The sequence below is a fragment of the Micromonospora sp. WMMC264 genome (assembly GCF_027497275.1).
GTDB classification, from domain to species: Bacteria; Actinomycetota; Actinomycetes; order Mycobacteriales; family Micromonosporaceae; genus Micromonospora; species Micromonospora chalcea.
This window is the reverse complement of sequence record NZ_CP114907.1, coordinates 2,371,046-2,382,264: the sequence shown is the minus strand read 5'-3', so window position 1 is coordinate 2,382,264 and position 11,219 is coordinate 2,371,046. Positions and strand designations below refer to the sequence as shown.

The following is an 11,219-nucleotide window of genomic DNA, read 5'->3' as shown; positions in this document are numbered from 1 at the left end:
CTTCTCACCCTAGGCCAGCCGCCGGAGGCGTGCGAGTCGAGCCCACAGACAGAGCCGCCCCGGCCGAATGGCCGGGGCGGCTCTGGGCGTCGGTGTGCATGTCGCCTCTCGGCGAGTGGCGCGACGCGGCTCCAGCCGAACGGTATTCCGCGAAGGCAATTTAGGTGAGGCCCGGGGACACTGGACACACCGACGCTCTGCACAACGGTACCGGGGTCACGGTTCTTCCGCTCGTTCCTCGTGACCCCGGTCACCGCCGGGTCAGCTGTTCCAGTGCTCGGCGACCAGGTCGGCGGCCTGCTGCTCCCACTGGGCGTAGTGGTCGGGGTACGCGCTGACCTGGACGGTCTGGGCGGCGACGGTCAGGGGCATGTCGCGCCAGCCGTCGACCTGCTTCAGGCCCTTCAGGAACGCCATGGTCGAGTACTCGGGGTCGGTGATCTGCTCGACCGTGCCCCAACCGCTGGAGGGGCGCTGCTGGAACAGGCCCTGCGAGTCGTGGTCGTTGCGGTCACCGAGGTGGCCGAGGTTCTCCAGCTTCGACTCCTGCAGGGCGGTCGCGATCGACACGACCGCGGCGCGTTCGTCCATGCCGGCCTTCTTCGTCGCCGCGATGATGGCCTTGACGTTGGCGGTCTGCTCGTCGTCGAGGTCGATGCGGGACTGGGTGCCCTGCACGCCGTGCGGGATCAGCGCGGCGCTGTCGAGCTTCGCGGCCTGCGTGGTGGTGACCGCGGCGGCGTTGCGGGTGGTGGGGGTGCTGGTGTCGTGGTTGAGGGGGCCGGCGGCGAGGCCACCGGCGACGGTCAGACCGGCGATACCGAGGATGCTCTTGCGCAGGATCGTGTTCATGAGGGGGCTCCATTCGGGGGTCGACGCACCCGGGGGCGAGTGCGTGGGCACCGTCAGGCGCTCAGAGAAGTCTTCGGGGGGATCCGGCTCGCTGCCCGTGGCTGCGGGGGCCGGAGACATGTCCAACGACCGCCGCCCCGGGATCATTCCGGGGGCGCCGGGGGACGCTGCTGCGGTCGTTCACCAGATATAACGCCCCGGCCCCGCAGGCGATTCCGCCGTGCGGGTGTCCCCGACCACCCCGAAATCAGACACCCGACGCAAACGGACACTCCCTCCCCGACACGCCCCGCTCTCCCCACTCCGGCCGTCGCAGCCCGCCGACCGCTCGGCCCGCGCACGCCAACGCCCGGGCGTCCCTGCCGCGTCGATCATGAGGTTGGCGGCACCTCGTGTCCGGTTTGTCACCGTCAACCTCATGATCGTGTGGAAGGTCGGGCCGCCGACGGCAGACCCGGCGGCACAGCGGGGTCCGCGAGAGATCTTGGACGAACGGCCCCCATAAAGATCTCCCGGCAGGGCGGACGTCAACACGTGCACGCGCCACCGTGAGAGATCTTGGAAGGAAATGGCTGCCATAGGTGCCCAAATCTTCCAAGATCTCCGGCCCTGAGCGCTGCCGGCGACAAACCGGACGCCCCACGCCGTCAACTTCATGATCGACGCGGTGTGGGCGAGGAGGGTGGGAAGGGGGAGGCACGGAAGGGAGGGGGGTGATTGGCCGGGTTGGGGTTACCCTGATGCCATGTCGGCCACCGCGCACGCGTACCTCGCCCGGCCCGGGCGACCCGCCGTGGTGGCGCGCACCCTGGACGAGCTGACCGGCCCCACCACCGGCATCGTCGAACTGCCGGTACGCCTCATGTGGAGCAGCGAGCGCGCGTTCGACCTGGCCGACCCGGACGAACTGCTCTGGATGTACGAGAACGTGCTGCGCGAGACGACCCGGGTGGAGGATCTGCGCGAGCTGATCCACGGGGGCACGTTGCGCCGGTTGTGGCCGCTGTTGAACCTGCCCCGGGGCGTACGCCTGGCCTGGGAGGGCCGGCACCGGAGCCTGCGCCCGGCGTGACCCATCCGCACGACTTCTACCGGGAGGTGGCCCGGGTGGCGCTGGCCGCCGCCGGCCCGCACCGGTTCGTGCTCGGCGGCGGTGTCGCCTGGGCCGCGCACGGCCTGGTCACCCGCCCCACCGAGGACGTCGACCTGTTCGCCGACGTGGAGGGCGCCGCCGCGGCCGCGGCCGACGGGGTACGCGCGGCGCTGGAACGGGCCGGCTACCGGGTGGCCGAGGCGGATCCGGGCGGCCTGGGCGAGGTGTTCGACGGCTTCGACCGGGACCTGCGGGACTTCGTGGTGAGCCGGGACGGCCGGCAGATCCGCCTCAGCCTGGCCCGCCTGGACCGGCACCGCAGCCCGGTGGTGATGGACTTCGGCCCGGTGATGGACGTGCGGGACCTGATCGCCAACAAGACCGCCGCGCTGGTGAACCGGCGGGAGGTACGCGACTACATCGACGTCTCCGCCGCCCTGGACCGGTACAGCGTGGCGGAACTGCTGGAGCTGGCCCGGCAGGTGGACCCGGCGCTGGACGACGAGGACGTGCGCGCCGCCGGCCGCTACCTGGACGGGCTGGCCGACCGGCGGTTCACCCGCTACGGCCTGGACGCGCCGCGCATCGCCGAGGTGCGCCGCCGGATGGCCGTCTGGCCCCGCTGAGCAACGGAACCAGACGACCCCGCCGCGCCGCGCCGGACGGACAGACGCCCGAGTCGCGCCGGACCAGACGACCGAGCCGGGACAAACCGGACCGGCCGGCCGGGCGAGCCGGGACCAGAGACGCAGCCGGACCGGACGCTCACTTCGTCGGGCGGCCGCCCGTGACGCCGAGGATCTCGCCGGTGACGTAGCTGGACTCCTGGGAGGCGAAGTAGACGTACGCGGGCGCCAGCTCGGCCGGCTGACCGGGACGGCCCAGCGGCGTGTCGGTGCCGAACTGCTTCACCTTCTCCTCCGGCATGGTGGCCGGGATCAGCGGCGTCCAGATCGGACCGGGCGCGACCGCGTTGACCCGGATGCCCCGCTCGGCGAGGTTCTGCGCGAGCGCCTTGGTGAAGTTCGCGATGGCGGCCTTGGTGGTGGCGTAGTCGAGCAGCTGCGGCGACGGGTCGAACGCCTGGATCGACGACGTGTTGATGATCGTCGAGCCTTCCTTCATGTGCGGCACGGCGAACTTGCAGAGCCAGAACATGGCGTACACGTTGGTCTTGAACACCCGGTCGAACTGCTCGGTGGTGATGTCGAGCAGGCCGTTGTCCTGCGACATCTGGTACGCCGCGTTGTTGACCAGGATGTCGACGCCGCCGAGGTCGCGCAGCGCCTGGTCGACGAGGTCACGGCAGTTGGCCTCCTCGCGCAGGTCGCACCGGACCGCGACGCCGGTGCGCCCGGCCTGCTCGATCAGGGCGACCGTCTCCCGGGCGTCCTTCTCCTCCTCGTCGGCGAGGTAGGTGACGAGCACGTCGGCGCCCTCGCGGGCGAAGGCGATCGCCACGGCCCGCCCGATGCCGGAGTCGCCGCCGGTGATGATCGCGCGCTTGCCGGTGAGCCGGTCGCTGCCCCGGTACGACTGCTCGCCGTGGTCGGGCTTCGGCCCCATCTGCTGTTCGCTGCCGGGCGGCGTCTGCTGCTGCGAGGGCTGTCCCTCACGCTGTCCGTACTGCTCGGCCGGGTGCTGCTGGGTGAACTGGTCCTCGCTCATGTCTGCGCCCCTACCCCGGTGGCCGGAGGGGAAACAGCAGCACCGTGACCGTAGGGGAAACAAAACGGGCCGGTGTGGCGCACGCGACATGTGGTGGTTATGGTGCGCAACGGCGCCCACGAGGCGCGTACCCCCCATTGGAAAGGCACCTCATGACTTCCTCCTCCGGCGCCTCCCGGCGCCAGGTGCTGGCCGTCGCGGCCGCCGCCGCGACCGCTCCCCTGCTGGCCGGCGCGCCCGCCGAGGCGAAGCCGAAGCAGCCGAAGACCTGGGACCTGACGATCCTCGGCACGTCCGACACCCACGGCAACGTCTACAACTGGGACTACTACAAGGACGCGGAGTTCGACGACAGCAAGCAGAACGACGTCGGCGTCGCGAAGCTCGCCACCCTGGTCAACCAGATCCGCGCCGAGCGCAAGGGCAGGGCCACGCTGGTCCTCGACGCCGGCGACACCATCCAGGGCACGCCGCTGGCCACGTACTACGCCAAGCAGGAGCCGATCACCAGCACCGGTGAGACGCACCCGATGGCCCGAGCCATGAACATCCTCAAGTACGACGCGGTGACGCTCGGCAACCACGAGTTCAACTACGGCCTGCCGCTGCTGGCCACCTGGATCGAGCAGCTCGGCTTCCCGGCCCTGGCCGCGAACGCGCTCAACGCGAAGACCGGCAAGCCGGCGTTCCTCCCGTACGTGATCAAGGAGGTCAAGCTCGGCGGGCACGGCGCGCCGAAGCTGCGCGTGGGCATCCTCGGCCTGACCAACCCCGGCGTGGCCATCTGGGACAAGGGCAACGTCGAGGGCCGCCTCGTCTTCGCCGACATGGTCGCCACCGCCGCGAAGTGGGTGCCGGAGATGCGCCGCCGCGGCGCCGACCTGGTCGTCATCTCGGCGCACGGCGGCGACAGCGGCACCTCCAGCTACGGCCCGGAGCTGCCGAACGAGAACCCGACCGCGCTGATCGCCGAGCAGGTCCCCGGCATCGACGCGATCCTGTTCGGCCACGCGCACAACGAGGTGCCGGAGAAGTTCGTCACCAACCTCACCACCGGCGAGCGGGTCCTCACCTCGGAGCCGTCGAAGTGGGGCCAGCGGCTGACCCGGATGGACTTCACGCTGACCCGGGAGAAGGGCCGCTGGACGGTCACCGCCAAGTCGGCCACCACGCTCAACACCAACACGGTGGTCGAGGACCCGGCGGTGCTCGCGGCCGTGCGCGGCCAGCACACCAAGACCGTCGAGTACGTCAACCGCGTCGTCGCGCAGTCCAGCGTGGAGCTGTCGGCCGCCGAGTCGCGGTACAAGGACACCCCGATCCTGGACTTCATCAACCACGTCCAGACCGAAGTCGTCACCGAGGCGCTCGCGGGCGGCGAGTACGCGGGCCTGCCGGTGCTGTCCATCGCCGCGCCGTTCAGCCGTACCGCGGTGTTCCCGCAGGGCGACGTGCGCATCCGCGACGTGGCGGGCCTCTACGTGTACGACAACACGCTGGAGGCGGTCGTGCTGACCGGCGCCGAGGTGAAGGCGTACCTGGAGTACTCGGCGAAGTACTTCGTCACGCTGCCGGCGGGCGCGCCGGTGAACCCGGAGACGATCAGCGACCCGGCGGTGCCGGACTACAACTACGACGTGTTCTCCGGCGTCGACTACGACATCGACATCGCCAAGCCGGTCGGCCAGCGGATCACCCGGCTGGTGCTGGCCGGCACCGACACCCCGGTCGCGGCGGACGCCCGGTTCGTGGTGGCGGTGAACAACTACCGGCGCAGCGGCGGCGGCAACTTCCCGGGCATCGTGAAGACCCAGGTCTACAACGCCCAGCAGGAGATCCGCCAGCTGCTCATCGACTGGGCGCAGGCCAAGGGCGTCATCGACCCGGCCGACTTCTTCGTACCCAACTGGAAGCTGGTGCGCGACGGCGTGCCGGTCTTCTGACCGTGCGGCGACGGGGTCCGGGCCGGTGCCCGGGCCCCGTCAGCCGCCCGCGCGCAGGTGCCACTCCGACTCCCCGCCGACCGGGTCCGGCCGGTCCGGCGGGGTCTCGGTCTCCACGGACCCCGTGAGGTCCTCCGGGCGTACCCGGGCCGGCAGTTCGCCGAAGCGGACGTGCCGCAGGAACGCGTACTCCTCGTCGGTGAACGACTCGGCCGGCTCACTCATGACCGCATTGTGCGCCCGCCCGTCCCGCCGGCGCATCAACCACCACGGCAGGGGTATGCCGCCGCGACGACCGTCGGCGACGAGGTGGAGGAGACATGCGCGCAGTACGGATGACAGCGCCCGGGGTGCTGGAGCACACGGAGGTGCCCACGCCCGAGGCCGGCCCCGGTGAGGTGCTGCTGCGCGTCGGCGCGGTCGGCGCCTGCCACTCCGACCTGCACATCCTCGACGCTCCGGCCGGCGTGTTCCCGATCCCGATGACGCTGGGGCACGAGATCGCCGGCACCGTCGACACGGTCGGCGCCGGGGTGGTCGGCTGGTCGCCCGGAGAACGGGCCGCGGTCTACGGGATCATCGGCTGCGGCCGGTGCCGGGCCTGCCTGCGGGGCGAGGAGAACCGCTGCCGGGTAACCCCGGTCGGCGGCGTCGGGCTCAGCCGCGACGGCGGGCTCGCCGAGTACGTCGTGGTTCCCGCGTCCCGGCTGCTGCCGGTCGGCGACATGGACCTGACCCAGGCCGCGCCGCTCACCGACGCCGGGCTGACGCCGTACCACGCGGTGGAGCTGGCCCGGCCCCGGCTGCGGCCCGGCACCACCTGCGTGGTGATCGGCATCGGCGGCCTGGGGCACATGGGGTTGCAGATCCTGCTCGCCACCACAGCGGTACGGATCGTCGCGGTCGACACCAGCGCCGCGGCGCTGGACCTGGCCGGGCGGCTCGGCGCGCACCACGTGGTGCAGGCCGGCCCGGACGCGGTGGAGAAGATCCGTGAGCTGGTCGGGCCGCCGCCGGACGGCGCGGACGTGGTGCTCGACTTCGTCGGCGCCCAGGCGACCCTGGACACCGCCCGGCAGGTCGTCGCCACCGGCGGTCAGCTGCTGCTGGTCGGCCTGGCCGGCGGTACGCTGCCGGTCCGGCCGGTCGCCGACGAACCGCCGCCCGTGCCGTTCGAGGCCGCTGTGGCGGTGCCGTTCTGGGGCACCCGGGCCGAACTGCACGAGGTGATCGCGCTGGCCCACGACGGCCGGCTGCACGCCGACGTGCAGACGTTCCCGCTCGCGGAGGCGCCGCAGGCGTACGAGGCGCTGCGCCGGGGCGACGTGCACGGGCGGGCGGTCATCGTCCCCTGACCGGGGGCGTTCAGCCGTGCTGGAAGACCGGGGCGAGCACCTCGGCCAGGCGTGCCTTGACCGCGTCGCGGTGCGGCTGCGGCAGCGCCGGGGCGTCCCGGCTCGGCCCGATGCCGGTGTCCAGCAGCACGTACAGCGCCCGCAACGTCCGCATGCTGTTCGAGGCGTGGGCCGGCGTGGTGCCCCGGGGCAGCGCGGCGTAGCTCGCCGAGACCGGTTCCAGCCAGCCGAGCGCGTCGGCGCCGGACAGGCCGGGCCGGGCCAGCACCAGCGCGATCGCGCGGGCCAGCCGGTCGTCCTCCTGTTCGGCGAAGAGGTGCCCGGTCGGCGCGACGAGGCGGGCCGCGGCCAGGTCGAGCATGCTCGCCGGGTCGACCGACGGGTGGCGGCCGAACGTGGCCAGCAGGTCGGCGCCGTGGGCCACCGCGTGCAGCCAGCCGAGCGTCGCGTCGTACCCGCGCAGGTCGGTCTCGGCCGGGTACCAGGCACTGAACGCGGCGAGCCAGGCCGGGTCGAGGTCGCCCCAGCTGACGATCATGTCCAGCACCAGCGGCGCGAACGTGCGGGCCTGGATCTCCGGGTCGGTGAACCGCTCGGCCATGATCGCGCCCAGCTTCGCCCGGCGGCCGGCGTCGATCACGTCCCGGGCGATCCAGGTGCGCAGCACCACGTAGGGCGCGCCGTCCCGGACCGCCGGGTCGGGGTCGCGCAGCGCGGCGGCGAGTTCGGCGACGAGGTCGTCCAGGTCGCGGCCGTCCGGCACCGCGAAGTCGCGTCCGCAGACGAGATCCCAGTCGGTCACCGCGCCAGGTTAACCGGCCACGGCCCGCGCCCTCGCGGGCAGACGGTCGAGCACCGCGAGCCCGGCGCGTACCGGCCGCCGGTCGAGCATCTCGGCGAAGCTCGCCCGGCCCTGGCAGAACCGGACGAACATCCGCCAGCCGGGCGGGCTGGCGAGCATCGCGTGGAACACGTCGGGCCGCCGCTCGAACGTCTCCAGCAGCCGGTGCCCGGCGCGCATCTCCGGCGTCAGCCGCCGGCCGACCTCCCGGGCGTACGCGCCGAGGTCACCGGCGGCCACCGCCTCCCCGGCCAGCCGGCCGGAGCGCAGCGCGTAGCTGATCCCCTCCCGGCTCCACGGCTCCAGCAGCCCGGCCGCGTCGCCTGCGACCAGCACCCGCCCGTGGCGCAGCGGCGAGTCGTCGGCGCGGCAGCGGGTGAGGTGACCGGAGTCGTGCTCCGGCGTCACCCCGGACAGTCCGAGCCGGTCGGTGAAGTCGCGCAGGTAGGCGCGGGTACGGTCGCCGTCGCCCCGGGCCGAGATGACGCCCACGGTGAGCCGGTCGCCCTTGGGGAACACCCACGCGTAGGAGCCGGGCAGCGGCCCCCAGTCGAGCAGCACCCGGCCGCGCCAGCGTTCCCGTTCGGCACCGTCCACCGGCAGTTCCAGTTCCAGGCCGAGGTCGACCTGGCGGAAACGGACACCGACGTGGCGTGCCGTGACGCCGGAGGAGCCGTCCGCGCCGATGACGGCACGGGCGCGCACCACCTCGCCGTCGGCCAGACGCAGGCGTACCTCGTCGGGGTCCTGCTCGACCGCGCGGACCGCGACGCCCTCGCGGACCTGAGCCCCGGCGGCGACGGCGGCGGCGCGCAGCCGGTCGTCGAACTCCTCCCGGCGGATCATCGTGACCAGCGGCGACGGGTGCCGGCGGGTGAACGCGCGCCGCCCGTCGCGGGTGAACGTGATCCGGTCGACCCGGTCGTGGGCGGGCACCTCGAGGCGGTCGGCGACCTCGGCCAGCGAGGTGCCGATCAGGCCGCCGCCGCAGGTCTTGTACCGGGGGTGGGTGGCCCGCTCGACCACGAGCGTGCGGACGCCGGAGCGGGCCGCGGCATGCGCGGCGGAGAGTCCGGCGGGCCCACCGCCGACCACGACGAGATCCCAGATGATCACTGGTGCAGCCTAGGGCACTGCCGTGCCGCCCCGCCCGGCACGACAGTCGAACGGGTGAGCATCATCGCGGCCCGTCCGGGTAACCGCCGGTCGCCGGCCGTCCGCGGGTCGGACGGTCCACGCCGAGGAGGGAAGCGATGCCTCAGGTCCAGCTGTCTGCGGTCGAGGAACGGGTGTACCAGGCGGTGTCCGCGCTGGAGGTGCAGGGACACGTCCCCTACCCGGACCTGATCGCCCAGGAGACCGGGATGACCGAGGAGGAACTGCGCGAGCCGCTGCACTCGCTCACCGAGCGAGGGCTGCTGCACCGCGAGGACTCCCCGATGTCCGGCCTGGACTTCGGGCCGCGGTGGTGCGCGCGCCAGGTGGCGTGATCGGATCGTGCCGGACACCGGGTACGACGATCGGCGTCGCTGGCGCGCGCTGAGCGTCGGCCTGATCGCGGCGTTCATGACGCTGCTGGACGTCAGCATCGTCAACGTCGCGGTGCCGTCGATCGACCGGGCGCTGCACGCCACACCGAGCGACCTGCAGTGGGTGCTGTCCGGGTACGCGCTGACGTTCGGCCTGGTGCTGGTGCCGGCCGGGCGGTTCGGCGACGCGCGCGGGCGGCGTACCGCGTTCGTGGTCGGGGTGGGCCTGTTCACGCTGACCAGCGCGCTGGCCGGGCTGGCCCGCTCGCCGGAGTGGCTGGTGGTGGCCCGGCTCGTCCAGGGCGCCGCCGCCGGTGTGGTGAACCCTCAGGTCAGCGGCATGATCCAGGAGCTGTTCCGGGGCGCCGACCGGGGTCGCGCGTTCGGCCTGCTGGGCGCGACGATCGGTATCTCCACCGCCGTGGGGCCGCTGCTCGGCGGCCTGCTCATCCAGCTGGGCGGCGCGGAGCACGGCTGGCGGTGGGTGTTCTTCGTGAACATCCCGGTCGGGATCGTGGCGATGCTGCTCGGCTGGCGGCTGATGCCGACCCGGGCGACGAACCCGGCCGGGCGGGGCCGCCTCGATCCACTCGGCGTGCTGCTGCTCGGCGCCGGGGTGACGGTGATCCTGCTGCCGCTGGTGCAGCGGGAGCAGTGGCGGGGCCCGGGCAAGTGGTTGCTGATCCCGGTCGGCCTGCTGCTGCTCGCCGGGTTCGCGCTCTGGGAGCACCGGTACGCCCGGCGCGCCCAGCCGCTGTTCGACCTGCGGCTGTTCACGGTGCGCTCGTACACGCTCGGCGCGCTGATCGGCCTGATCTACTTCGCCGGGTTCACCGCGATCTTCTTCATCTTCACGCTCTACCTGCAGATGGGGCTCGGCTACAGCGCGCTCGTGGCCGGTCTGGCGATCACGCCGTTCGCGCTCGGTTCGGCGCTCGCCTCCGCGCTCGGCGGCCGGGTGGTCACCCGGTACGGCCGTCCGCTCGTCGCGATCGGGCTGCTGGCGGTGGTGGCCGGGCTGATCGCGACCGACCTGGTGCTGGCGGGCGGGCCGCACGACAACGTGCCGCTGCGGACCGCGCTGCCGCTGCTCGTCGCGGGGCTGGGCAGCGGCCTGGTGATCGCGCCGAACCAGACGCTCACGCTGTCCGAGGTGCCGGTGCCGATGGCCGGCAGCGGCGCGGGCATGCTGCAGACCGGGCAGCGCATCGGCTCGGCCGCCGGCATCGCCGCGGTGGGCGCGCTGTTCTTCTCCACGATCGCCGACGACCACGGCGACTGGGGTACGGCGTTCCGCCACTCACTGCTGCTCGCCGCCGGGATCATCGTGCTGGCGCTGGGTGCCGCCGTGGCGGACATCGTGGCCGGTCACCGGCGCTCGGCGGGCCGCCCCTGATCGGCGCCGGGCAGCAGCACGGTGGTGAGCAGCCGCCGGGTGCGGCCGGGCCCGGGGCCGAGCGCGGCGTACTCGGCGAACAGCTCGCGGAACCGGGTGACGAACTCGGCGGTCTCGGCGTCGGTGGCGTGGAACGCGTTCTGCCGGTAGCCGGCCACGTCGCGGGCCAGGTCGGGGTCGCCGCGGTCGAGGTAGCCGTCGAAGTCGGCGAGCAGGCCCGCGACGAAGGTGAGGAACGCCTGGCGGTGCCGTTGCGGGCTCATGGCCCGGGCCTCGTCCGGGTCCACCGACGCGGCGGCCTCGTGGAGCCGGTAGCTGCGCTCGACCGCGCCGCGGGCCCGCCGCTCCCCGACCGTGTGCAGCACGCCGTTCTCGGCGAGCGTGGCGACCTGCCGGTAGAGCGTGGCCGGCGGCACGTCGCTCAGCTCGCTGCGCAGGTCGGCGGTGGTCAGCGTGCGGCCCCCCAGGAACGCCTGGACGATGCGCAGCCGGACCGGGTGCATCAGCAGCTCCACGGTGTCGAGTGCCACAGTCGCTCCCCT

Annotated in this window: 12 protein-coding genes; 6 read left to right on the top strand and 6 right to left on the bottom strand. The window is 73.0% G+C overall.

The features are described from left to right. Window positions 1-261: 261 nt before the first annotated feature. Entirely contained in the window at window positions 262-852 is a 591-nt protein-coding gene (locus O7542_RS09975; RefSeq protein ID WP_281606082.1) for a hypothetical protein, read from the bottom strand. 745 nt (window positions 853-1,597) lie between these two features. On the opposite strand from O7542_RS09975, the gene O7542_RS09970 reads away from it, so the two are divergent. Together O7542_RS09970 and O7542_RS09965 are read left to right on the top strand one after the other, a co-directional pair. Continuing rightward, a complete protein-coding gene (locus O7542_RS09970) occupies window positions 1,598-1,924 on the top strand; it encodes a hypothetical protein (protein WP_043323958.1) in 327 nt (108 codons plus the stop codon). After that, window positions 1,921-2,571 (top strand): nucleotidyl transferase AbiEii/AbiGii toxin family protein, encoded by a 651-nt coding sequence (locus O7542_RS09965; protein WP_166457416.1) that lies wholly within the window; start codon window positions 1,921-1,923, stop codon window positions 2,569-2,571. Before O7542_RS09970 ends, O7542_RS09965 begins: the two co-directional genes overlap by 4 nt. 139 nt (window positions 2,572-2,710) lie before the next feature. On the opposite strand, the gene O7542_RS09960 is transcribed toward O7542_RS09965, so the two are convergent. Continuing rightward, a complete protein-coding gene (locus tag O7542_RS09960) occupies window positions 2,711-3,613 on the bottom strand; it encodes an SDR family oxidoreductase (protein WP_069089623.1) in 903 nt (300 codons plus the stop codon). Between the two features lie 152 nt (window positions 3,614-3,765). Between O7542_RS09960 and O7542_RS09955 the strand changes: the two genes are divergently transcribed. Then, window positions 3,766-5,556: a 5'-nucleotidase C-terminal domain-containing protein gene (locus O7542_RS09955; protein WP_281606081.1), complete on the top strand. Its 1,791-nt coding sequence runs from the start codon at window positions 3,766-3,768 to the stop codon at window positions 5,554-5,556. Window positions 5,557-5,595: 39 nt separating this feature from the next. Here the strand turns inward: O7542_RS09955 and O7542_RS09950 are convergent, their stop codons facing one another. Beyond that, entirely contained in the window at window positions 5,596-5,781 is a 186-nt protein-coding gene (locus O7542_RS09950) for a hypothetical protein (RefSeq protein ID WP_223201055.1), read from the bottom strand. Window positions 5,782-5,876: 95 nt separating this feature from the next. On the opposite strand from O7542_RS09950, the gene O7542_RS09945 reads away from it, so the two are divergent. Beyond that, window positions 5,877-6,911: an NAD(P)-dependent alcohol dehydrogenase gene (locus O7542_RS09945; RefSeq protein ID WP_113974182.1), complete on the top strand. Its 1,035-nt coding sequence runs from the start codon at window positions 5,877-5,879 to the stop codon at window positions 6,909-6,911. A 10-nt stretch (window positions 6,912-6,921) separates the two neighbouring features. Here the strand turns inward: O7542_RS09945 and O7542_RS09940 are convergent, their stop codons facing one another. After that, window positions 6,922-7,713, bottom strand: coding sequence for a DUF2785 domain-containing protein (locus O7542_RS09940; protein WP_281606080.1), 792 nt, complete (start codon window positions 7,711-7,713; stop codon window positions 6,922-6,924). 9 nt (window positions 7,714-7,722) lie between these two features. Then, window positions 7,723-8,868 (bottom strand): geranylgeranyl reductase family protein, encoded by a 1,146-nt coding sequence (locus O7542_RS09935; protein WP_113974184.1) that lies wholly within the window; start codon window positions 8,866-8,868, stop codon window positions 7,723-7,725. 137 nt (window positions 8,869-9,005) lie between these two features. On the opposite strand from O7542_RS09935, the gene O7542_RS09930 reads away from it, so the two are divergent. Further along, window positions 9,006-9,242 carry a hypothetical protein gene (locus tag O7542_RS09930; RefSeq protein ID WP_043323944.1) on the top strand — a complete coding sequence of 79 codons (237 nt, stop codon included), beginning with the start codon at window positions 9,006-9,008 and terminating at the stop codon, window positions 9,240-9,242. 7 nt (window positions 9,243-9,249) lie between these two features. Beyond that, window positions 9,250-10,677: an MFS transporter gene (locus O7542_RS09925; protein ID WP_281606079.1), complete on the top strand. Its 1,428-nt coding sequence runs from the start codon at window positions 9,250-9,252 to the stop codon at window positions 10,675-10,677. On the opposite strand, the gene O7542_RS09920 is transcribed toward O7542_RS09925, so the two are convergent. Then, entirely contained in the window at window positions 10,650-11,207 is a 558-nt protein-coding gene (locus O7542_RS09920; protein ID WP_043323940.1) for a helix-turn-helix domain-containing protein, read from the bottom strand. The two genes, O7542_RS09925 and O7542_RS09920, sit on opposite strands and share 28 nt — an antisense overlap. Window positions 11,208-11,219: the final 12 nt, after the last annotated feature.